This window comes from Streptomyces griseus, from assembly GCF_001715295.1.
GTDB lineage: Bacteria > Actinomycetota > Actinomycetes > Streptomycetales > Streptomycetaceae > Streptomyces > Streptomyces griseus_G.
In genome coordinates this window covers 197985-220524 of record NZ_MDKB01000004.1, presented here as the reverse complement: position 1 = coordinate 220524, position 22540 = coordinate 197985, and the positions used below count along the sequence as shown (strand labels likewise).

The 22540-nt window shown below is 72.9% G+C and carries 20 protein-coding genes; 15 read left to right on the top strand and 5 right to left on the bottom strand.

From position 1 onward, the window contains the following. Positions 1 to 9: 9 nt before the first annotated feature. Positions 10 to 546 (top strand): arginine repressor, encoded by a 537-nt coding sequence (locus BA175_RS22575; protein ID WP_069173324.1) that lies wholly within the window; start codon positions 10 to 12, stop codon positions 544 to 546. 153 nt (positions 547 to 699) lie between these two features. Here the strand turns inward: BA175_RS22575 and BA175_RS22570 are convergent, their stop codons facing one another. Both BA175_RS22570 and BA175_RS22565 read right to left on the bottom strand, forming a co-directional pair. Then, a complete protein-coding gene (locus BA175_RS22570; protein WP_069173323.1) occupies positions 700 to 1401 on the bottom strand; it encodes a L,D-transpeptidase family protein in 702 nt (233 codons plus the stop codon). Between the two features lie 64 nt (positions 1402 to 1465). Then, positions 1466 to 2068, bottom strand: a complete 603-nt coding sequence (locus BA175_RS22565; protein ID WP_069173322.1) for a pyridoxamine 5'-phosphate oxidase family protein — start codon at positions 2066 to 2068, stop codon at positions 1466 to 1468. A gap of 243 nt (positions 2069 to 2311) precedes the next feature. Here BA175_RS22565 and argH point away from each other — a divergent pair, with 243 nt between their 5' ends. The 4 genes from argH to BA175_RS22545 all read left to right on the top strand — a co-directional run bounded on the left by argH (position 2312) and on the right by BA175_RS22545 (position 7128). Further along, positions 2312 to 3745, top strand: coding sequence for an argininosuccinate lyase (argH, locus tag BA175_RS22560; RefSeq protein ID WP_069173321.1), 1434 nt, complete (start codon positions 2312 to 2314; stop codon positions 3743 to 3745). A 63-nt stretch (positions 3746 to 3808) separates the two neighbouring features. After that, positions 3809 to 4780, top strand: coding sequence for an aldo/keto reductase (locus tag BA175_RS22555; RefSeq protein ID WP_069173320.1), 972 nt, complete (start codon positions 3809 to 3811; stop codon positions 4778 to 4780). 252 nt (positions 4781 to 5032) lie between these two features. Next, positions 5033 to 5584: a TetR/AcrR family transcriptional regulator gene (locus BA175_RS22550; protein ID WP_069173319.1), complete on the top strand. Its 552-nt coding sequence runs from the start codon at positions 5033 to 5035 to the stop codon at positions 5582 to 5584. Further along, positions 5581 to 7128 (top strand): MFS transporter, encoded by a 1548-nt coding sequence (locus tag BA175_RS22545; protein WP_069173318.1) that lies wholly within the window; start codon positions 5581 to 5583, stop codon positions 7126 to 7128. The genes BA175_RS22550 and BA175_RS22545 overlap by 4 nt, the downstream gene beginning before the upstream one ends. Positions 7129 to 7215: 87 nt before the next feature. On the opposite strand, the gene BA175_RS22540 is transcribed toward BA175_RS22545, so the two are convergent. Beyond that, a complete protein-coding gene (locus tag BA175_RS22540; protein WP_069173317.1) occupies positions 7216 to 7887 on the bottom strand; it encodes a lysophospholipid acyltransferase family protein in 672 nt (223 codons plus the stop codon). A 234-nt stretch (positions 7888 to 8121) separates the two neighbouring features. Here BA175_RS22540 and BA175_RS22535 point away from each other — a divergent pair, with 234 nt between their 5' ends. The 3 genes from BA175_RS22535 to BA175_RS22525 all read left to right on the top strand — a co-directional run bounded on the left by BA175_RS22535 (position 8122) and on the right by BA175_RS22525 (position 10644). Then, on the top strand, positions 8122 to 9282 hold the full coding sequence (locus tag BA175_RS22535) for a glycerophosphodiester phosphodiesterase (protein WP_069173316.1): 1161 nt from the start codon (positions 8122 to 8124) through the stop codon (positions 9280 to 9282). Positions 9283 to 9545: 263 nt separating this feature from the next. Next, positions 9546 to 10103, top strand: a complete 558-nt coding sequence (locus tag BA175_RS22530) for a sigma-70 family RNA polymerase sigma factor (RefSeq protein WP_069173315.1) — start codon at positions 9546 to 9548, stop codon at positions 10101 to 10103. 37 nt (positions 10104 to 10140) lie between these two features. Next, the gene (locus BA175_RS22525) at positions 10141 to 10644 is read left to right on the top strand and encodes a GNAT family N-acetyltransferase (RefSeq protein ID WP_069173314.1); all 504 of its coding nucleotides are present in this window, start codon (positions 10141 to 10143) and stop codon (positions 10642 to 10644) included. Between the two features lie 70 nt (positions 10645 to 10714). Here BA175_RS22525 and BA175_RS22520 read toward each other — a convergent pair whose 3' ends face one another. Then, positions 10715 to 11161: a hypothetical protein gene (locus tag BA175_RS22520; protein ID WP_069173313.1), complete on the bottom strand. Its 447-nt coding sequence runs from the start codon at positions 11159 to 11161 to the stop codon at positions 10715 to 10717. Positions 11162 to 11163: 2 nt separating this feature from the next. Next, the gene (locus BA175_RS22515) at positions 11164 to 11523 is read right to left on the bottom strand and encodes a hypothetical protein (RefSeq protein WP_069173312.1); all 360 of its coding nucleotides are present in this window, start codon (positions 11521 to 11523) and stop codon (positions 11164 to 11166) included. Between the two features lie 562 nt (positions 11524 to 12085). Between BA175_RS22515 and BA175_RS22510 the strand changes: the two genes are divergently transcribed. The 7 genes from BA175_RS22510 to cobA all read left to right on the top strand — a co-directional run bounded on the left by BA175_RS22510 (position 12086) and on the right by cobA (position 22509). Continuing rightward, positions 12086 to 13156, top strand: a complete 1071-nt coding sequence (locus BA175_RS22510; RefSeq protein ID WP_069173311.1) for a methionine ABC transporter ATP-binding protein — start codon at positions 12086 to 12088, stop codon at positions 13154 to 13156. Next, positions 13153 to 13824, top strand: a complete 672-nt coding sequence (locus BA175_RS22505; protein WP_069173310.1) for a methionine ABC transporter permease — start codon at positions 13153 to 13155, stop codon at positions 13822 to 13824. The genes BA175_RS22510 and BA175_RS22505 overlap by 4 nt, the downstream gene beginning before the upstream one ends. Before the next feature lie 69 nt (positions 13825 to 13893). After that, positions 13894 to 14760: a MetQ/NlpA family ABC transporter substrate-binding protein gene (locus BA175_RS22500; RefSeq protein WP_069173309.1), complete on the top strand. Its 867-nt coding sequence runs from the start codon at positions 13894 to 13896 to the stop codon at positions 14758 to 14760. A 101-nt stretch (positions 14761 to 14861) separates the two neighbouring features. Next, positions 14862 to 15545, top strand: coding sequence for a GNAT family N-acetyltransferase (locus BA175_RS22495; protein WP_069173308.1), 684 nt, complete (start codon positions 14862 to 14864; stop codon positions 15543 to 15545). A 121-nt stretch (positions 15546 to 15666) separates the two neighbouring features. After that, a complete protein-coding gene (cbiE, locus tag BA175_RS22490; protein WP_069173307.1) occupies positions 15667 to 16905 on the top strand; it encodes a precorrin-6y C5,15-methyltransferase (decarboxylating) subunit CbiE in 1239 nt (412 codons plus the stop codon). Positions 16906 to 17238: 333 nt separating this feature from the next. Beyond that, the gene (gene cobT / locus BA175_RS22485; RefSeq protein ID WP_069173306.1) at positions 17239 to 21027 is read left to right on the top strand and encodes a nicotinate-nucleotide--dimethylbenzimidazole phosphoribosyltransferase; all 3789 of its coding nucleotides are present in this window, start codon (positions 17239 to 17241) and stop codon (positions 21025 to 21027) included. A gap of 228 nt (positions 21028 to 21255) precedes the next feature. Next, positions 21256 to 22509 (top strand): uroporphyrinogen-III C-methyltransferase, encoded by a 1254-nt coding sequence (gene cobA, locus BA175_RS22480; protein ID WP_069173305.1) that lies wholly within the window; start codon positions 21256 to 21258, stop codon positions 22507 to 22509. Positions 22510 to 22540 lie beyond the last annotated feature (31 nt).

Genomic DNA, 22540 nt, shown 5'->3' with positions numbered 1-22540 from the left:
GCCACGACGATGAACGAGGCGCACGAGACCGACCACGGCGGGCCGTCGGTGCCGCAGACCCGCACGGCGCGCCACCGCAGGATCGTGGACATCCTGAACCGGCAGCCGGTGCGGTCGCAGAGCCAGCTCGCCAGGCTCCTCGCCGACGACGGGCTGAGCGTCACCCAGGCGACCCTCTCCCGCGACCTCGACGAACTCGGCGCGGTGAAGATCCGCAACACCGGCGGCGAGCTGATCTACGCGGTGCCCAGCGAGGGCGGTTTCCGCACCCCGCAGGCGCCGCTCGGCGGGTCGGCGAAGGAGGAACGGATGCGCCGGCTCTCCGCGGAGCTGCTGATCTCCGCGGAGGCCTCGGCCAACCTCGTGGTGCTGCGCACCCCGCCGGGCGCCGCCCAGTTCCTCGCTTCCGCCATCGACCAGGCCGAACTCCAGGCGATCCTCGGCACGATCGCGGGCGACGACACGCTGATGCTCATCAGCCGTGACCCGGCCGGCGGGCAGGCGCTGGCCGACCATCTGCTGCGGCTGGCGCAGAACGACGTCTGAGGGCCTGTCGGGTGACCTCTGATCGAGCGGACGTGGTCCGGCACGCACGCTTCCGAGGCGCCGACAGGCTCGTAGGCCGTGTGGCGAAAGTGGCGTCGTCTGCCCGGAGGGCAGACGGGACTTTCGCAACACGGCCTAGCCGCCCGGCGCCGGTCAGTACCGGGTGATCGCGGTCGGGCCCGACCGGGTCCCGACCGCGATGTGCGGCCGGCGGGCCGGGTCGGCCCAGGCCAGGATCCGCTCCATGGCGGCCGCGGGCACCGACACGCAGCCGGCCGTCGCGCCCCGGCCGTCGACGTGGAGGAAGATCCCGGCGCCCCGGCCGCGCACCGGCCGCGCGTAGTTGAAGCCGATCACGAGCGCGCGGGCGTACTGCGTCCCGTACGAGGCGAGGTGTTCGGACTCCTCGGCCCGGCAGTCGTCCGGCCGTGGTTCCACCCAGCGGTTGTACGCCCGCGAGGCGTTGTCCTGGCACCACCAGGAGCGGTCGCCGACCCGGCGGTAGGGGTAGCGGGTACCCGGCCGGGCGGGCTCGGTGCCGAAGGCGTACGGCAGGTCGTACAGGCCGGTGGGGGTGGTGTTCGTGCCCTGCGTGCGGGTGGCCCCCTCGGCCAGGCCGTTCGCGCCGAAGCGTGCCGGGGCCGAACCGGCGGCCACCCACCCTTCCCGTCGGCGGTCCCACCACCGGAGCCGGCCCGTGGTGGAGCCCGTGGTGGGTGCCTCCGCCGTGATCAGCTGCGTTCCGCCGCCCGTGTCGGCCAGCCGGGCGGGCAGCGGCGGAGGGCCGGCGGGCCCCGCCGCGAGGGAACCGGCCAGCGCCGTCAGGACGGCAGCGGTCACCACGAGTCTGCGCATGCTCCGGACCGTACGGCGGGCAGCGGCGGGACGCCCTCCCGTCTGCTCCGGACGGCCCAGTCCTTCATCCGGCGGCCGGTGGCGCGGGCATCGCGGGCAGCGGCAGCGGCAGACCCGGCAGCCCGTCGATACTGGTCGCGATGTGGTCCTTCTTCCGGAAGTAGGCGCCCAGGCTGTCGTCGTCCTCGCGCCGGAAGCGGTCCGCGTGCAGGGTGCGCTCCTCGTCGTAGGACATGAACGGCACCGCGTACCCACAGGTGTCCCGGACCAGTTCGGCCGTCACGAGGATCACCGCACGAAGCCCGTGCGCGGCCGGGTCGGCCGTCGGGAAGTGGGCGAGCAACCCGGGGAACCGGGGGTCGTCACGGAAGACGGGCTCACCGCGCCCGTGCACCCGGACGATGTTCGGCGGGCCCTGGAAGGCGCACCACATCAGCGTGATGCGCCCGTTCTCGCGGAGGTGTGCGACCGTCTCGGCGTTACTGCCGGCGAAGTCGAGGTAGGCCACGGTCCGTTCGTCGAGGACGGCGAACGAACCCCTGATCCCCTTCGGGGAGAGATTGACGGTGCCGTCGCCGTCCAGGGGCGCCGTCGCGGTGAAGAACAGGGGCTGCTCCTCGATGAAGGCCCTGAGCCGTCCGTCGATGCGTTCGTATGTCTTTCCCATGGGCGCATTGTCCCCTGGCCGGCGGGTCGCGGCCGGGCGTTCGGCACTCCTGGACCGGTTCTCGCGCGTGGGCGCGCTGCGGGTGTGCGCCGGGCGCCGCTCGCACGAGCTCCTGTTTCCGGCCGGCCTCTGCGCGCCCCGGCCGGCAGCTTTGACAAAACATACGGTGCGCCGCATAGTTATGCTATTCGTGAGTGCGCCGTGAGGCGGACGCACATCCCTTGCACCCCGAGGAGCACCGCAGTGAGCAACGGCACCGGTAAGAGCGACGTACGCCTCTGGGGTGGCCGCTTCGCCGACGGCCCGGCCGAGGCCCTGGCCAAGCTGTCCGCCTCCGTCCACTTCGACTGGCGGCTCGCCCCCTACGACATCGCGGGCTCCCGTGCCCACGCCCGTGCCCTGCGCGCGGCGGGTCTGCTCACCGAGGACGAGCTGACGCGCATGATCGCCGGACTGGACGCCCTCGAGGCCGATGTCGCCGACGGCTCGTTCACCGGCACCGTCGAGGACGAGGACGTCCACACCGCCCTGGAGCGAGGCCTGCTGGACCGCCTCGGCCCGGACCTCGGCGGCAAACTGCGGGCCGGCCGCTCCCGCAACGACCAGATCGCCACGCTCTTCCGGATGTACCTGCGCGACCACGCCCGGATCATCGGCGGGCTGATCGCCGAACTGCAGGACGCCCTGGTCGGCCTCGCCGAGGCGCACCCGGACGTGGCCATGCCCGGCCGCACCCACCTCCAGCACGCCCAGCCCGTCCTCTTCGCCCATCACGTCCTGGCGCACGCCCAGGCCCTGGGCCGGGACGCCGAGCGGCTGCGCCAGTGGGACGAGCGTACGGCGGTCTCCCCGTACGGCTCCGGCGCGCTGGCCGGGTCGTCCCTCGGGCTGGACCCCCAGGCGGTCGCGGCCGAGCTCGGCTTCGAGCACGGCTCCGCCGCCAACTCGATCGACGGCACCGCGTCCCGCGACTTCGCCGCGGAGTTCGCGTTCGTCACCGCGATGATCGGCGTCAACCTCTCGCGCATCGCCGAGGAGATCATCATCTGGAACACGAAGGAGTTCTCCTTCGTCACGCTCCACGACGCCTTCTCCACCGGCTCGTCGATCATGCCGCAGAAGAAGAACCCGGACATCGCCGAGCTGGCGCGCGGCAAGTCCGGCCGCCTCATCGGCAACCTGACCGGCCTGATGGCGACGCTGAAGGCGCTTCCGCTCGCGTACAACCGTGACCTGCAGGAGGACAAGGAGCCGGTCTTCGACTCCTGCGACCAGCTCGAGGTCCTGCTGCCCGCCTTCACCGGGATGATGGCCACGCTCACCGTCAACAGGGAGCGCATGGAGGAGCTGGCCCCGGCCGGCTTCTCGCTCGCCACGGACATCGCCGAGTGGCTGGTCAAGCAGGGTGTCCCGTTCCGTGTCGCGCACGAGGTCGCCGGCGAGTGCGTGCAGGTGTGCGAACAGCAGGGGATCGAGCTCGACGAGCTGACGGACGAGCAGTTCGCCAAGATCTCGGAGCACCTCACCCCGGAGGTCCGTACGGTCCTCGACGTGCGGGGCGCCCTCGCCTCGCGGGACGGCCGCGGCGGCACGGCTCCCTCGGCCGTCGCCGTCCAGCTCGCCGAGGTGAAGGCCGGCCTGGCGGAGCAGCACGCTTGGGCTACCGCGCGCGGGTGACCGGGAGGCGTCGCGGGCCGCCTTTTCGGGAAGGCGTCGGGAACCGACCCAGAGGAGCCCGCGATGCCCTTCGCCCGCCTGAACCGAGCGACCACCCCGACCGCCCACATCGGGCTGGGCCTGGCAGCCGTCGGCAGGCCCGGCTACATCACCCTGCACCGTGACCGGGACCTGCCCGCCGACCGCAGCGTGGACGCGCTGCGGGCCCGCACCCACGAACTGCTGGAAGCGGCCTACGCGCAGGGGGTGCGCTACTTCGACGCGGCCCGCTCCTACGGCCGTTCGGAGGAATATCTCGCCGACTGGCTGACAGCCCGGCCGGACGTGACGGACGTCGTGATCGGCAGCAAGTGGGGATACGCCTACACGGCCGACTGGCGTGTCGACGCCGAGACGCACGAGGTGAAGGACCACAGCCTCGCCATGTTCGAGCGCCAGCGCGCCGAGACCGCCGCGCTGCTCGGCGACCGGCTCGACCTCTACCAGATCCACTCGGTGACGGCCGACAGCCCGGCACTGAGCGACAAGGAGCTGCACGCCCGGCTGGCCGCGCTGGCCGCCGAGGGCACCACCGTCGGTGTCTCCACGAGCGGCCCGGGCCAGGCGGACGCCATCCGGGCCGCCCTCGCCGTGACGGTGGACGGTGAACCCCTCTTCCGTACGGTGCAGGCCACCTACAACGCCCTGGAGACCTCCGCCGCGCCCGCCCTCGCCGAGGCTCACCAGGCGGGGGTCACCGTCATCGTCAAGGAGGCCATGGCCAACGGCCGGCTCGCCGGCGCGGAAGCCCCGGCCGTCGTGCGGGAGATCGGCGCCGATGCCGGACTGGACGCGGACGCCGTCGCCCTGGCGTTCGTGCTCCACCAGCCGTGGGCGGGCGTCGTCCTGTCCGGAGCGGCCACGGTGACCCAGCTCGCCGGTAATCTGCACGCCCCCGTCCTCGACCTCGACGAGGGTCGGCTGGACCGCTTGGACGCCCTGGTCGAGGAGCCGGAGGCGTACTGGCGCCACCGTGCCTCGCTGCCCTGGAGCTGACCCGCCTCACCCCGGCCGGCGAGCACGCCCAGGTCCCGCCGCACCGGCCCCGCCGTCCACCCCGCCTGCCGCACGAGGTGCCGTCGGTGTACCGGGGGCGTCCGGCGGTGGGACGGTGCCGCGTACGGGGTGGGGCGGGCCGTCGACATCGAGCGGCGGCGGCGGCTTCGTGGCCGCGTGGTGCCCTGGGGCTGCGGAGAGCCGACGCCCTACGATGAGACGTTAGTGTCTCATTCGGGTTACTCTCGTCTCATGACTCTCGACCGCGAGCAGGTGCTGCGCAGTGCCGCCGCCCTGCTGACCCGCAGATCCACCGCGACCATGGACGAGGTCGCCAAGGCCGCGGGGATCGGCCGCGCCACCCTGCACCGGCACTTCGCCGGCCGGGACGCCCTGGTGAGGGCGTTGGAGGACCTCGGTATCCGCGAGTTCGAAGCCGCACTGGACGCCGCCGCCCTCGACGAGGGCAGCGCCGAGGAGGGGCTGCGGCGGCTCGTCGCCGCCGTCGAACCCGCCGCCGGACTGCTGTCCTTCCTCGTCACCGAGAACCAGCTCTTCGAGGGCGACCAGGTCAACGAGGGGTGGAACCGGCTCGACGCCCGCGTCTCCGCCTTCTTCCGGCGCGGCCAGGAACGCGGTGAGTTCCGCATCGACCTCACACCCGCCTGGCTGACCGAGGCCCTGTACGGCCTCATCGGGACGGGCGCGTGGGCCGTTCAGGCCGGACGGGTCGCCGCGCAGGACTTCCCCTACATGATCGTCGAGTTGCTGCTCGGCGGAGCACGCCGGAGCGTGGAGAAGTGACGAGCACCCACCAGCACCCGAAGACACCGGACGGGCTCCACCATCCCGGGCGGTGGATCGCCCTCGCGGTCCTCGTCCTCGCCGTACTCCTGGTGGCCGTCGACGCCACCGTCCTCGGGCTGGCGACCCCCTTCCTCAGCGAGGACCTCGAGCCGACCGGCACCCAGCTGCTCTGGATCGGCGACGTCTACTCCTTCGTCATCGCCGGACTCCTCGTCTCGATGGGCAGCCTCGGTGACCGCATCGGCCGGAAGAAGCTGCTGCTGAGCGGGGCGACCGCCTTCGGCGCGGTCTCGGTGCTCAACGCGTACGCGACCACGCCCGAGATGATGATCCTGGCCCGTGCGCTGCTCGGCGTGGCGGGTGCGACCCTCATGCCGTCCACGCTGGCCCTGATCCGCAACCTCTTCCACGACCCCCGCGAGCGCAGCCTCGCCGTCGGCATCTGGGGCGCGATGGCCTCGGCGGGTGCCGCCGTCGGACCGGTCGTCGGCGGCCTGCTGCTGGAGCACTTCTGGTGGGGCTCGGTCTTCCTGATCAACCTGCCGGTGATGGCGGTGCTCGTCGCCGTCGGCATCAAGATGATCCCCGAGTCGAAGAACCCGGCGCCCGGCCCCTGGGACCTGCCCAGCGTGGGGCTCTCCCTCGTCGGCATGTTCGGCATCGTCTACGCCGTCAAGGAGGCCGCCGCGCACGGCGTCGGCTGGGAGGTCGCCGTCTCGGCCGTCTGCGGCACGGCGGCCCTCGTCTGGTTCGTACGCCGTCAGCTCAGGCTGCCGTCCCCGCTCCTGGACATGCGGCTCTTCCACCACCGGGGCTTCTCCGGCGCCGTGCTCGCCGACCTGCTCACCATCCTGGGGCTCTCCGGGCTCGTCTTCTTCCTCTCCCAGTTCCTCCAACTGGTCCAGGGGCGCGGACCGCTGGAGGCCGGCCTTGCTGAGCTCCCGGCGGCCGTCGGCGCGGTGACCGCAGGTCTCTCGGCGGGGGTCGTCGCGCGCCGCTACTCGGTGCGCGCGGTCGTCTCCGGCGGCCTCGCGGCGATCGGTGCGGCGCTCGCCGTGGTCACCGTGATCCACAAGGAGACCGGCTACCCGCTGATCGGGGCGCTGCTCCTGGTCGTGGGAGTCGGCGCGGGATTCGCCTTCACCGTCACCTCGGACGTGATCCTCTCCAGCGTCCCCAAGGAGCAGGCCGGATCCGCCTCCGCGGTCTCCGAGACGGCCTACGAACTCGGCGCCGCCCTCGGGATCGCCCTGCTCGGGTCCATCGTCACGGGCGTCTACCGGGGGTTCGGCACCCCCGAGGGCGTCTCGGCGGCAGCGGCGAAGGCGGCCCACGAATCGCTCGGCGGCGCCGTCGAAACGGCCCAGCGCCTTCCCGCTCCCCTGGGCGGCGACCTGGTCCTCGCGGCCCAGGAGGCGTTCGTCAACGGGCTGCGGGTGTCCGCGGCCGTCGGTGCCGTGGTGCTGCTGGCCACCGCCACGGCCGCGTGGCACCTGCTGCGGGGGCAGAAGCTGGAGGAGGGCATCATCCCGGAGGAGTGAGGGGGCGCGCCCCCGCGCCCGGACCGCGGTACGCCGAAGGGCCCGTACCCGCCTCGTACGGCGGGTACGGGCCCTTCGGCGTACCCGTCAGGCGGCCTTGGCCTTCGTGGCGTAGACGTCGACGTACTCCTGGCCGGACAGCCGCATCACCTCGGCCATCACCGAGTCCGTCACCGCCCGCAGTACGTAGCGGTCGCGGTCCATGCCCTCGTAACGGGAGAACTCCATCGGCTCACCGAAGCGGACTGTGACCTTGCCCGGGCGGGGCAGCCCCGCGCCCCCCGGCTGCAACTTGTCCGTGCCGATCATGGCGAACGGCACGACCGGCGCGCCCGTCATCAGCGTCAGCCGCGCGATGCCCGTACGCCCCCGGTAGAGCCGGCCGTCGGGGGAGCGGGTGCCCTCCGGGTAGATCGCGAAGGCGTTGCCCTCGTCCAGCACCCGGCGGCCCGTCATCAGCGCCGCGACACCGCCGCGGCCGCCGTCCCGGTCGACCGGGATCATGCCGCACCCCGTGAAGAACCACGCCATCAGACGGCCCTTGAGGCCCTTGCCGGTGACGTACTCGTCCTTGCCGATGTAGAACACCGGACGGTCGCAGCAGATCGGCATGATCATCGAGTCGATGAACGTCAGGTGATTCCCCGCGAGAATCACCGGCCCCGTCCCCGGGATGTTCTCGGCGCCTTCCACCTGCGGGCGGAACATCAGGCGCAGGATCGGTCCGAGCACTGCCTTGATGACCGTGAGTCGGGACAACGCATCCTCCGGTGTCGTGGCCGGGCCGGCCGGGTCGGGTTTCGCAAGGGTCTGTGCAGGTGAGGACGATACTCGCGGGTACTGCCTGATCGCACATCGGGTTCACGGAGCGGATACGCGGTGTTGACGCGTGTTTCCGCCATGTTCGCCCACGGGCTGCCCCGTCGAGGGCACGGCTGCCTACGATCGGGCCTCGCTCGACACGATGCCAGACATCCCACCCGAGGAGCATTCATGACAGAGCGCGCGCGGACGAGTCCCGGCCGACGGAGCCTTCTGGGGGCCGCCGTCCTCGGCACGGCGGCCCTCGGGCTGCCCGGTACGGCCGACGCCGCCGAGCGCGGCGCGGGCGGGCGGGCCGGCGGTCACGGGTCGTACCGGGACCTGCCCGTGCCGACCGTCATCGGCCACCGCGGAGCCAGCGGCTACCGCCCCGAACACACCCTCGGCTCGTACCGGCTGGCTCTGGACATGGGCGCGCACATCGTCGAGCAGGACCTGGTGCCGACCAAGGACGGACACCTCGTCTGCCGCCACGAGAACGACATCACCGCCACCACGGACGTCGCCTCGCACCCCGAGTTCGCGAGCCGCAGGACCACCAAGAGGATCGACGGCGTTCCGCTCACCGGCTGGTTCACCGAGGATTTCACCCTGGCCGAGCTGAAGACCCTCCGGGCGAAGGAGCGCATCCCCGGAACCCGCCAGGAGAACACCCTCTACGACGGACGCTGGGAGATCCCCACCTTCGAGGAGGTCCTGCGCTGGGCCGACGAGGAGGGCCGCAGGCGCGGCAAGCCCGTCTGGCTGTACGTCGAGACCAAGCACCCCTCCTACTTCCGCGGCATCGGGCTGGCGCTGGAGGAGCCGCTCGCGCGGCTGCTGCGCCGTCACAACCGGCACCGGGCGCACTCCCCGCTGATCCTCCAGTCCTTCGAGCCGAGCTCCGTACAGCGCCTGGCCGAGCTCGTCGCCACCCCGCGTGTCGTCCTGCTGTCCGGGGCGGGGGAGCGGCCGTGGGACTTCGTCGAGGCGGGTGACCCGCGCACCGTCGCCGACCTGGTGAAGCCCGCCGGGCTGACGTGGATCGCGTCCTTCGCCGAGGGCATCGGCCCGACGCTCGACCTGGTCATCCCCCGGGACGGCACCGGCCGGCTGACCACGCCCACCACCCTGGTGGACGACGCGCACGCCCGCGGCCTGATCCTGCACCCGTACACGATGCGCAACGAGAACACCTTCCTGCCGGCGGACTTCCGGCGCGGTACGGACCCCACCGCGTACGGCGACGCCTTCGGCGCCCTGCGCACCTACTTCGGGACGGGTATCGACGGCGTCTTCGCCGACAACCCGGACACCGCTCTGCTCGCGGCGTCCGACTTCGCCGAGGGCTGAGCCTGTCCGACAAGGCGCGTCGCCCGGAGTGCCGCCCCGCGGCGTCAGGTGCGTGCTCCAGGCGTGCCGGGCGTCGAACCTCGTACTGGATGTACTCGGCTCGGCGCCCGGTGCGGCGAGAGTCCGTGCATGGTGTCGCGAGGCAGCCGGGAATTGTCGGACAGGCGCCAGGCCCACGCGTCAGCCGCCCGGCCGTCATGCCCCGGTCGGGTGGAGCTCCCCGCGCACGGCAACCGGCCCAGCGCGGGGAGCGTTCACGGGGCATGACACTTCCTGAACGTGTTCCCCGGCCCCCGGACGCCTCCCGCAGGGCCGCCGTCCGCGCCCTGCACCCCCTGGTGCGCGCGGAGGCGGAAGCCGAGGCGGCGGCGGCCGGGATCGAGGCCGCCGACCTCGAACAGACCGTCTGGGTACGGTTCCTGGAGCGCTCGGCCGGCCGGGGGACGCCCCGGGACCCCGCCCGCTGGGTCCGCGCCGCCGTGCGGGCGGCGGCGCGCGAGGCCCGCCGCAGGTCGCGTCACGAGCACGCCTACCCCGCCGGTGGACCCCCGGGCGACTGGAGCGGCTGCCCCGAACGGATCACCCTGGGCGCCGACGAGCGCCGGGCGCTGCGCGCCGCCGTGGGACGGCTGCCCGGGAGATGCCCCCGGCTGCTGGAGGCGATGCTGGCCCCCCACGACCCGACCTACCGGCAAATCGCAGGGGAGTTGGGTATGTCACAGGGGAGTTTGGGACCGATGCGTTCCCGATGCCTTGGATGTCTGCGCAGAATGCTCGCGGCGGAGGTTGTAGCTCCTGACCCGAGGGGAATGGAGCGGTAGACAACCGGCGGAGCAGGTGAGCGGGAGGCATGCACACATGGGCATGAGCGTGACCATCTCGGCGGCGACAGCGCAGGACGCCGAGCAGATCTTCAGGCTCCAGTACCTCTGTTTCCAGAGCGAGGCGGAGCTCTACGGCAACTACCGGATCGACCCGCTCGTCCAGAGCTTCGACTCGGTCCGCGACGAAGTCGCCACCGATCTGGTCTTTGTCGCCCGGCTCGGCGACGAAGTCGTCGGCTCGGTACGCGGGTTCACCGACAAGGACGGCACCGGCAGGATCGGCAAGCTCTGCGTGCACCCCCGCCTCCGGGGGCACGGACTCGGCACCCGCCTGCTGCGCGCCGCGGAGTCCGGTCTGACGGACGGCCGTTCGGCCACGCGCTTCCGGCTGCACACGGGCGAGCGCAGCGAGGGCAACCTGCGGCTCTACCGCAGGGCCGGATACGCCCAGGTGGGCAACACCACCGGCGAGGACGGTGTCCGGCTGGTCATGCTCGAGAAGGACGCCACCGCGCCGGCGTACGTCGCCAGCGCCTGAACGCCCGCCGGGTGGCCCGCCGCACGGCGGCCACCCGCCGGACGGCGAACAGCCGGGGCGGAGCCGGGAGTCACGCGCTCCGCGCGCGGCGCAGCCACATCATCCCGGTGACCGGCAGGATCACCGGGATGAACAGGTAGCCCATGCCGAAGTCCGACCAGACGGTGGCGTCGCGGAACGCGGACGGCTCCGCCAGGGTCCACGTACCGACGACCAGCACGCCCGCGAGCTCGGCGGCGCAGCACACCAGCGCCGCCCTGCGCGCCTTCTCACCGCCCCGCACCAGCGAGTACGTGATGAAGCCGTACACGACGGCGGCGACGGCGGACAGCACGTACGCCAGGGGCGCGCGGCCGAAGTCCAGGATCATCTGGACCACCGCGCGGGAGGCGGCCGCCACGGTGAACACCCCGTAGAACCAGACCAGTACGCGCCCCGGTCCCGTGCCGAGTTCGAACTGCTGCTTCGGCCGGGTCCGAGGGCCCGCGGACGTCCCGGTGCGGTCGGTGTCGGTCACGGTCACTTTCCCCAGATGTCGTAGAGCCGCACTTCGAGGACGGCCAGCACCACCGCGCCCGCCGCCACGGTCACCGAACCCCAGCGGGTCCGCTCCGTCAGTGACAGGAAGCCCGCCGCGGGCACGGCCGCGAAGGAGCCGATCAGATAGGCGATGAAGATCGTCATGCCCTGGTCCGGCCGCTCGCCCCGGGCGAGTTGCACGATCCCCACCACGAGCTGGGCCAGTGCCAGCACGGAGACGACCGCCATCCCGATGAAGTGCCAGTCCTTGGTGGGCTGGTCCCGGTAGGCGGCCAGTCCGCACCAGGCGGCGAGGGCGAGCGCGGTCACGGCGACCGCGACCGTCAGGGCGTCAAGCATGACCCGAGGGTATTACGGACCGCGGGTACGGCCGCGTGCGCCCCTGGCGCGGGGCCGTACGGCGGGTGCCGGGGGATCGTGGCCTTGGCCACAGCCGCCGTGAGCCGGGTGCCGGGGCGCGCCAGGCAGGCGGAGCGCTCGGTTCCGTATCGCCGCAGGTCACAGGGGTGGGACGGACTCCCGGCAGAAGGCGGCCGGACGTCCAGGCGTGTCCGCTATACGGACAGGAGGGCTTGGCGGAACGTCACGTCTGTTTTACTGGGGCCATGACCACGACGAGCTTCCGCAGCCCTGCGACCGAGGCGATCACCGCGCCCGGTGCTCGTTGTATGTGTCGAATGCGCACGTTCTGAGGGCCCCCGCCGATCCTCGCGCCCCGAAGCGAGATTGAGCCACGCGCCGTCCGCACTCCTGCGGATCGGGCCTGCCCCGGCATGCGCCGCGCCCGGCCGCCCGGCCGTGGGGGGACTCCCACCGGTCGACCACTGAGAACAGTCTCAGCAGACGAATGCCCCGTGCCCGGCGGACACCGCGCCGCGCACTCGACAGTGACGGAAACCCTGTGATCACCACTTCGGGCCTCACGAAGGTCTACCAGTCACGCGGCCGCGAGGTCACCGCCCTGGACGGCGTGGATCTGCACGTCCGCGAAGGAGAGGTCTACGGCGTCATCGGACAGAGCGGTGCCGGCAAGTCCTCCCTCATCCGCTGCGTCAACCTGCTGGAACGCCCCACGTCCGGCACCGTGACGGTGGCCGGGCAGGACCTCACCGCCCTGGCCGGCCGGGGCCGGCGCGCCGGCCAGGAGCTGAGGCGGGCGCGCAGCCGCATCGGCATGGTCTTCCAGCACTTCAACCTGCTCGACTCGCGGACCGTCCGGGACAACGTCGAACTGCCCCTGGAGATCCTCGGCGTCTCCGGACGTGAACGCACCCGTAAGGCCCTGGAACTCCTCGACCTCGTCGGCCTCGCCGACAAGGCGAAGGCCTACCCCGGGCAGCTCTCCGGCGGTCAGAAGCAGCGCGTCGGCATCGCCCGCGCCCTGGCCGGCGACCCCAAGGTGCTCCTCTCCGACGAGGCGACCTCCGCCCTGGACCCCGAGACCACCCGCTCCATCCTGCAGCTCCTGCGCGACCTCAACCAGGAGCTCGGCCTGACCGTCCTGCTCATCACCCACGAGATGGACGTCGTCAAGACCGTCTGCGACTCGGCCGCCCTGATGAGGCGGGGACGCGTCGTCGAATCGGGCACGGTCGGCACGCTGCTGGCCACCCCCGGCTCCGAGCTGGCCCACGCGCTGTTCCCCGTCGGCGGCACGGCCTCCGGACCCGGCCGCACCGTCGTCGACGTCACCTTCCACGGCGACGCGGCCGCCCGCCCGGTGATCTCGCAGCTCTCCCGTACGTACAACATCGACATCTCGATCCTCGGTGCCGCGATGGACACCGTCGGCGGCCGGCAGATCGGCCGGATGCGCATCGAGCTGCCCGGCCGCTTCGAGGAGAACGTCGTGCCCATCGGTTTCCTGCGCGAGCAGGGCCTCCAGGCCGAGATCGTCGGCGGCGAGCCCGCCGGCGCCACCGGCATCCCCGCCCCCGTGTCCGCACCGCTCACCGAGGAGGTGGCGAAGTGACCTGGTCCGAAATGCAGCCGCTGCTCACCCAGGGGACCATCGACACCCTCTACATGGTGCTCTGGTCCACTCTTGTCACCGTCGCCGGCGGACTGCCGCTGGGCGTTCTGCTCGTCCTCACCGACAAGGGCGGACTGCTGCAGAACACCGTGGTCAACAAGGTCGTCGGCGTGATCGTGAACATCGGCCGCTCGCTGCCGTTCATCATCCTGCTGATCGCCCTGATCCCCTTCACCACCTGGGTCGTCGGCACCTTCATCGGACCGTCCGCCATGATCGTGCCGCTCGCCGTCGGCGCCATCCCCTTCTTCGCGCGGCTCGTCGAGACGGCGGTGCGCGAGGTCGACCACGGCCTGGTCGAGGCGGTCCAGTCGATGGGCGGGTCCATCCCCACGATCATCCGCAAGGTCCTCCTGCCCCAGGCCCTGCCCTCGCTCGTCTCCGCGGTCACCACCACCGTCATCGTGCTCATCGGCTACTCGGCGATGGCCGGAGCGGTCGGCGGCGAGGGGCTCGGCTCCAAGGCCGTGACGTACGGATTCCAGCGCTTCGACAACCAGTTCATGCTCATCACCGTCGCGCTCCTGATCCTCATCGTGACCGTGATCCAGCTGATCGGCGACGGAGCCGTACGCCTGCTGGCCCGCCGGGGCCGCACCTCCTCCTGACCTCATCTCCCCAGAAGCCCGAACTCCTTGTCCGGGCGCACCACCTCACCACCGAAAGAGGCACTCTTCGTGCGTAAGAACATCAAGATCACCGCTGCGGCCGCAGCGACCGCCGCCCTCGCCCTGGGCCTCGCCGCCTGCGGTACGGACTCCGACCCCGCCGCCAAGGGCGGGACCGGCGCGGACGCCGACACCTCCAAGGCCCTCGTCGTCGCCGCGTCCCCGACGCCCCACGCCGACATCCTCGAGTACGTCAAGAAGAACCTGGCGCCGAAGGCCGGGCTCAAGCTGGAGATCAAGGAGTTCACGGACTACGTCCTGCCGAACACCGCCACCGAGAACGGCCAGGTCGACGCCAACTTCTTCCAGCACAAGCCTTACCTCGACGACTTCAACAAGAAGAACGGCACCCACATCGTGCCGGTCGTCGACGTGCACCTGGAGCCGCTCGGCCTCTATTCCAAGAAGGCCGCGAACATCAAGGACATCAAGGCCGGCCAGACCGTCGCCGTGCCCAACGACACCACCAACGAGGGCCGCGCCCTCCAGCTCCTCGCCGACAACGGCCTGATCACCCTCAAGGCGGGCGTCGGCACCAGTGCCAAGCTCAGCGACATCACGGACAAGAAGGGCCTGGAGTTCAAGGAGCTGGAGGCCGCGACCGTGCCCCGCGCCCTGAACGACGTCGACGCCGCCGTCATCAACGGCAACTACGCCATCGAGGCCGGTCTGAAGCCGGGCAAGAACTCGCTGGCGCTGGAGAGCGCCGACAAGAACCCGTACGCCAACTTCCTGGCCGTCAAGGAGGGGCACGAGAAGGACGCCCGCGTCCAGAAGCTCGCGAAGCTCCTCAACTCGGACGAGGTCAAGAAGTACATCGAGGACACCTACCAGGGCTCGATCATCCCTGCCTTCGGGACCCCCGTCGCATCCTGACAGCTCACGGCACCCGCTCACCGGGCCCCGCACACCCGCACCGGGTGCGCGGGGCTCCGCCGTCCCCGGCCCGGCCATGCGCGGGACGGCCCCGATGCTGCATGCTGTGCCTTTACACGGTCTTCGGCATGGAGCTGCGCATGACTACCACCTTCCCGTCCATCTCCATCAGCACGGACCGGTTGGTGCTGCGCCCCTTCGACATGGCCGACGTCCCCGCGTACATCGAGATGATGAACGACGAACTCGTCACCGCCTGGGTCGACGCACCGCACCCCTACACCCAGGTCGACGCCGAACGGTGGGTCCGCCGGATCGCCCCCGCCGAGCGCACCCAGGGCCACGGCATCGTCTTCGCCGTCACCGAGTTCCTCACCCAGCGCCTCGTCGGATCCGTCCGGCTCCTCAACACCGACTGGCGCACCCTGGCGGCCGAGGTCCGCTACATCACCGCACCCTGGGCGCGCGGCGAGGGGTACGCCACCGAGTCCGTGCTGGCACTCGCCGAGTGGCTCTTCCGCGACCAGGCCTTCGAGCGCATCGAACTGCGCACCCCCGCGGACAACACCGCCTCGCAGCAGGTAGCCCAGAAGCTCGGCTGCATCAGCGAGGGAGTCCTGCGCAACGCCCGGATAGCGCGGACCCGGACCGAGAACGGCACGGACGGCGGCTGGACCGACATCAGGACCGACCTCATCGTCTGGGGACTTCTGCCCGAGGACCTGGAAGGCGTCGCCGAGCAGCTCGCCGACGCGGGCGGTTACACCTACGACGACTGGCGCTGACCCGCGCCCGGTCTCCGGGCAGCCGCCGGTCGGACACGGGTACGGACCGGATACGCTCACCCTTGCTCCGCCACGACCGCGCAGAGCTCCCGCCCGAGAAGACCTCTGGAGACACACGACGATGGCCGACCGGGTCACGGTGATCGGCTGGGACGGCTCGCCTCTGACCAGAGCGGCGACGGCCGCGCTCTCGGCCGCCACGCTCGTCGCCGGAGCCGCCCACCACCTCGCACTCCCCGAAGTCCCGGAGCGCGCCGAACGCATCCGTCTCGGCAGCGTCGACCTGGCCGCACGAAGGATCGCCGGCCACCGCGGCAGCCCCGTGGTCCTCGCCGACGGCGACCCCGGCCTCTTCGGCGTCGTACGGACCCTGCGCGCACCCGAACACGGCCTCGAGGTCGAGGTCGTTCCCGCCGTCTCCTCCGTCGCCACCGCCTTCGCCCGCGCCGGCATGCCGTGGGACGACGCCCAGATAGTCGTCGCCCACCCACGCACCCTGCGCCGCGCGGTCAACGTCTGCCGCGCACACCACAAGGTCGCCGTGCTCACCTCCCCGGGTGCCGGCCCCGCCGAACTCGCCCTGCTCCTCGAAGGCGTTCACCGCACCTTCGTGATCTGCGAGGAACTGGGCACCGAACGCGAGCGCGTCACCGTGCTCACCTCGGACAAGGTCGCCGACCACACCTGGCGCGACCCCAACGTCGTGATCGTCATCGGCAGCGGCCCGGAGACGTCCGGCGGAGCCTGGATCGGCGGACGCCGGCCCGACTGCGCCCGGGGCATGCGCGGTTGGGCGTTGCCCGAGGCCGCCTTCGGCGCACCCGGCGCACCCCGTGGTTCCGAGGAGCACGGCGAGGGCGAGTCGCCCGGGCTGCGCGCCGCCCAACTGGCCCGCCTCGGTCCCCGCTCCGGCGACCTGGTCTGGGACATCGGGTCGGGCGGCGGCGCCCTCGCGGTCGAGGCGGCCCGCTTCGGTGCCGCGGTACTGGCCGTCGACAGCGACCCGGACGCCTGCGCGCGCACCGCGGCGGCGGCCCGGGCCTTCCAGGTGCCCGTCCAGGTCGTCCAGGGCCAGGCACCGCACGTACTGGAGCGCCTGCCGGAACCGGACGTCGTACGCATCGGCGGCGGGGGTGTCCCCGTCGTCACCGCGGTCGCCGACCGGCGGCCGGAACGCATCGTCACCCACGCGTCGAACCGGGACGAGGCCGAGGCCCTCGGCGCGGCCCTCGCGGGGAACGGTTACACCGTCGAGTGCTCGCTGCTCCAGTCCGTCGAACTCGACACCTCCGCCTGGACCGAGCGCGAACGGTCCGTCGTCTTCCTGCTCTCCGCGCTGCGTTCCGACCTCGCCCCCTGAGGTGCCGCCGACCTGGTGCGAGGTAAGCTGACCGATTGTTGTACCGCACCCGGCCGTTCGACGGTTCGTTCGTCAATGTCCGGAAAAGGGGACCGTTTTGGTCCGCGATGTGGTACGGCACCACCGGGGGGACGCGCAACGTGGCGCAGTCCACAGCGAGCCGTGGCAGATCCGTCTGCCGCGGCGGCGAACGACCGCGAGAATGTATACCTCCGCGCGCGTTTCGTGCCGCGCGGCGAGCCCGCTCGTTCTAGTCGACGAGCACCGGCGTGCCATGGTTCGGGCATCCCGGCGAAGGGCCGAAGGAGCACTGACGATGGGCGAGGGGTACGCATGACTGACACCGGCCGGATCCCGGGTGAGGGACTGCCGGAGAACGCAGGCATGGTGGAGCAGCCGGGCGTCCCCGCCCCGGACGCGCACACCTTCCTCGAACCCTCCGAGCAGACGCCCGACGACGACCTCCTCCTGATGCCGGCACCCCAGGGCGCGTGGAGCGACGCACCGGCGGGGCAGTCCGAGCCCCAGCCGCGGGCCCACGCGCGCCCCTCGGCGGACCGGACCGCGGGCGGCGCCCACGGTTCCGGGGCCACCGACGTCGGCGCGGTCCGCATCCCGGCCCCCGCCCAGGTGCCCGTGGCCGCCCACGCGGCCCCGGCTGCCCGGCGCCGCCCGCACCGCGGCCCCGCCTCTCCCGAGGCGCCGTCCTACGGCGGCACGCCGAGCGGCGGAGTGGTGCGTTCGCTCGCGGACCGCGGCCCCGCCGGCGCACCGCAGAGCCCCACGCCCGTACGGCACGTTGTACCGCCGACGACGGGGCCCGAGTACGTCGGCCTCCCGGCCGACGACGGGGCCCGGCTGCCCGGTCCCCAGCTCGGGGAGATCCCGCCGCAGGGCGGGACCCCGTGGGGTGCCCAGCCGCCGGAGGCGGCCGCCCAGGCCGTACCGGCGGCCCAGGCCGAGGCCGGAGCCCAGCCGGAGCCGGCCGTCCAGGCCGGGCCCGGGTTCGTGACGCCCGCCGAGCCGGTCGTGCAGGCCGGGCCCGGGTCGGTGGCCGAGTCGGGCGAGCCTGCGGTCCAGGCTGAGCCGCCGGTCCAGGCTGAGCCCGCGTTCGTGGCGGCTGTCGAGCCTGCGGTCCACGCCGGGCCCGAGACGGCTGCCGAGCCGGTCGTGCAGGCCGGGCCCGAGGCCGTGGCGCCCGCCGAACCGGTGGCCGCCGCCCAGCCGGTGGCTGCCGCCGAGCCGGCTACCGCTCCCGAGGCTGTGCCTGCTCCCGCTGCCGACGCTGTGCCTGATCCCGCTCCGGTTCCCGTTGCCGACGCTGTGCCCGCTCCGGCTCCGCAGGACGCGTCCGCTCCCGCTGCCGCCCCCGTCCCGCCCGCAGAAACGGTCGTCCCCGAGCCGGTGGCCCCTGTGGAGCCCGACGCCGTCGAGAAGCCCGTGGCAGAGCCGGTCGCGACCGCGACCCCCGACGTCCCGGCCGGGGCCCCGGCGGAGGCGGCTGTCGCGACCGCGGACGAAGGACCGCTCGCGCCCCTGGAGGTCCCCGCTCCGGCGGCGGAGAACCCCACCCCGGCCGCCGTTCCCCTCACGCCGACGGATCCCGCCGAGCCCGTGCGGCCCGAGGCCGTGGAGGCCGTGGCGGCACCGGTGCAGGTTCCGCCCGCGGCCGACGTCACACCGGAGCCTGCCGCCGTCCCGGCCCCGCAGGCGGCTCAGGCCGCCGAAGCAGCCCCGGTTGCCGAGGCACCCCCGGCCGCCGAAGCGGCTCCGGTCGCCGAGGACGCCCCGCAGGCCCCGGTCGCCGTGGAAGAACCCTCCGCTGCTCCGGAACCGGAGCCGGAGGCGCCCGAGGCGCAGGAGCTCCCCGCCCCCGCTGCGACCGTCCAGCCCGAGCCCGTGGTGGCTCCCGAGCCGACGCCGGCCGCCGCGCCGGAGCCTGTGGCAGAGGCCGCCCCCGTGGTCCAGCCCGAGCCCGTGGTGGCACCCGAGCCCGTACCGGCCGCCGCGCCGGAGCCGGTGGCAGAGGCCGCCCCCGTGGTCGATCCCGAGCCCGTCGTGGAGCCCGAGCCCGTGCCCGTACCGCAGGCCGAGATCCCGGCGCCCGCCGAGTCCGAGGCCGGTGCCGGGCCCGAGATCATCGAGACGCCGGAGGCGGAGGTCGAGGAAGCCGTGTCCCAGGAAGCCGGAGACCCGCAGCCCGTGCCGTCCGGGACCGGAGCACCGTCAGCCGAGGGGCCCGCCTCGCCGGACCCGGAGACCGCTACCCCCGAAACCCAGGCCCCCGAGGCCGCTCCCTCCGGAACCCAGGTCCCCGAGGCCGGAACGCCGGAGAACCAGGCCATCGAGGCCGAGGAGTTCCACGTCGCGGCGGACGAGGCGCCCGCCACGCCGCCCGCCCCCGGATACGACGACGCCGAGCGCGAGGCCGTCCTGCGGGTCATGCGCGAGCGCCGCGACATCCGCAACGGCTTCCGCAGCGACCCCATCCCGCACGAGGTCCTGCTCCGCGTCCTCGAGGCCGCGCACACCGCACCCAGCGTCGGCCACTCGCAGCCGTGGGACTTCGTCGTCATCCGGTCCGCGGAGACGCGCCGGTCGATGCACGAACTCGCTCAGCGCCAGCGTGACGCGTACGCCAAGTCGCTCCCCAAGGCCCGGGCCAAGCAGTTCAAGGAACTGAAGATCGAGGCCATCCTCGACACCCCGGTCAACATCGTCGTCACCGCCGACCCCACCCGCGGCGGCCGCCACACCCTCGGCCGGCACACCCAGCCGCAGATGGCCCCGTACTCCTCCGCGCTCGCCGTCGAGAACCTCTGGCTCGCCGCCCGCGCCGAGGGCCTCGGCGTCGGCTGGGTGAGCTTCTTCGACGAGCGCGAGATGGTCCGCGCCCTGGGCCTGCCCGAACACCTCGAGGTCGTCGCCTACCTGTGTGTCGGTTACGTCGACGAATTCCCCGAGGAGCCCGAGCTGATGCAGGCGGGCTGGTCCAAGCGCCGCCCGCTGTCCTGGGTCGTCCACGAGGAGACGTACGGCCGGCGCGCCCTGCCGGGCGAGGAGCCGCACGACCTGCTCCAGGAGACCATCGCCAACATCCGCCCGCTGGACGCCAAGGCGCTGGGGGAGGCCTGGGAGCGCCAGAAGCGGATGACCAAGCCCGCCGGTGCGCTCGGCATGCTGGAGATCATCTCGGCGCAGCTGTCCGGGCTCTCCCGGAAGTGCCCGCCGCCGATCCCGGAGCCGGCGGCGGTCGCGATCTTCGCCGGTGACCACGGGGTGCACGCCCAGGGCGTCACCGCGTGGCCGCAGGAGGTCACCGCGCAGATGGTCGCCAACTTCCTCGGCGGGGGCGCGGTCTGCAACGCCTTCGCCGCCCAGGTCGGCGCCGAGGTCTGTGTGGTCGACGTGGGTGTCGCCGCCGAACTGCCCGCCACCCCCGGTCTGCTGCCGCGCAAGGTCCGGCCGGGAACGGCCGACTTCACGACCGGCCCCGCGCTCACCCGCGACGAGGTCCTCGCCGCGATCGAGGTCGGCATCGAGACCGCCCGTGATCTGGTGGCCGCGGGCAACAAGGGCCTGCTCACCGGTGAGATGGGCATCGCCAACACCACGGCGTCGGCGGCGCTGATCTGCGTGTACACGGGCATGGACCCGGCCGAGGTGACCGGTCGCGGCACCGGCATCAACGACGAGATGCACGCCCGCAAGGTCGACGTGGTCCGCCGGGCCCTGGAGCTGCACCAGCCCGACCCCGCCGACCCGATCGGGGTACTGGCCGCGGTCGGCGGGCTGGAGCACGCCGCGATGGCCGGCTTCCTGCTGGGCGGCGCCTCGCTGCGTACGCCCGTGATCCTGGACGGGGTGAGCGCCGGAGCCGCGGCCCTGGTCGCCCGGGCGATCGCCCCCGAGGCTCTGGCCGCCTGCATCGCGGGCCACCGCAGCGCGGAACCCGGCCACGTGGCCGCGCTCAACAAGCTGGGCCTGCGTCCGCTGGTCGATCTCGACCTCCGCCTCGGCGAGGGCACCGGTGCGCTGCTCGCGCTCCCCATCGTGCAGAGCGCGGCGCGGGCGATGCACGAGGTGGCGACGTTCGACTCGGCGGGAGTGACGGAGAAGTAGCCGGGGGGAGGTGCTCCGGGCCACCCGTGGCCCGGAGCACCTCCCCCCCCCGGGCCCCCGGCCCCACGGCCGGACGGCCCCGTGGCACCACCCCGTATCGTGGTCCCACCCGTACCGCCCCGGCGCCGTCCCGCCGTCCCCGCCCGCACAGACCAGCGCAGTCCCCGCCGCTCCACCGCCGCAGCGGCCCGCAGCACACCGCACCCTGCACGAGGAGCCCGCACGACCATGGCCGAGTACGACGAGCACCCCGCCTACCCTGTCGGACTGCGCCTCAACGGGCGCCGCGTGGTCGTCGTCGGCGGCGGCCAGGTCGCGCAGCGCAGGCTGCCCGCCCTCATCGCGGCCGGAGCGGACATCACCCTCGTCTCCCCCTCCGCGACCGCCTCCGTCGAGGCGATGGCCGACACCGGGGAGATCCGCTGGGAGCGCCGCAGGTACCAGGACGGGGACCTCGCCGACACCTGGTACGCGCTCATCGCGTCCTCGGACCCCGCGGCCAACGACGCCGCGTCCGCCGAGGCGGAGCGCACCCGCACCTGGTGCGTCCGCAGCGACGACGCGGAGGCGGCGACCGCCTGGACCCCGGCCACCGGCCGCAGCGAGGGCATCACGGTGGCCGTCCTCAGCACCACCTCCGAGGGCCGCGACCCCCGGCACTCCGCCGCCGTCCGCGACGCCATCGTGGAGGGCCTGCGCGACGGGACCCTCGCCGCCCCGCACCACCGCACCCGCACCCCCGGGGTGGCCCTGGTGGGCGGCGGCCCCGGCGACCCCGACCTCATCACCGTCCGCGGCCGCCGGCTCCTCGCCGAGGCCGACGTGGTCATCGCCGACCGGCTCGGCCCCCGCGACCTGCTCGACGAACTCCCGCCCCACGTCGAGGTGATCGACGCCGCGAAGATCCCGTACGGCCGCTACATGGCCCAGGAGGCGATCAACCAGGCGCTGATCGACCACGCCAAGGCCGGCAAGTCCGTCGTGCGCCTCAAGGGCGGCGACCCCTACGTCTTCGGGCGGGGCATGGAGGAGGCCCAGGCGCTGGCCGCCGAGGGCATCGCCTGCACCGTCGTCCCCGGGATCTCCAGCTCCATCTCCGTACCGGGCGCGGCCGGGATCCCCGTCACCCACCGCGGTGTCGCCCACGAGTTCACCGTGGTCAGCGGACATGTCGGCCCCGACGACCCGCGTTCGCTGGTCGACTGGGATGCCCTCGCGCACCTGCGCGGCACACTCGTCCTGCTGATGGCCGTCGACAAGATAGGCGCCATCGCCCACGCGCTCGTCGCCCACGGGAAGTCCCCGCAGACCCCCGTCGCACTGATCCAGGAAGGCACCACGGCCGCGCAGCGCAGGGTGGACGCCACGCTCGCGACCGTGGGGGAGCGGGTGGTGGCCGAAGAGGTGCGCCCCCCGGCCGTCATCGTCATCGGCGACGTCGTCGCCGTCGGCTCGGACGTGCCCGGACCCACCACCCACTGAGCGGCACACCCCCGCTACGCGTCCGGGGACC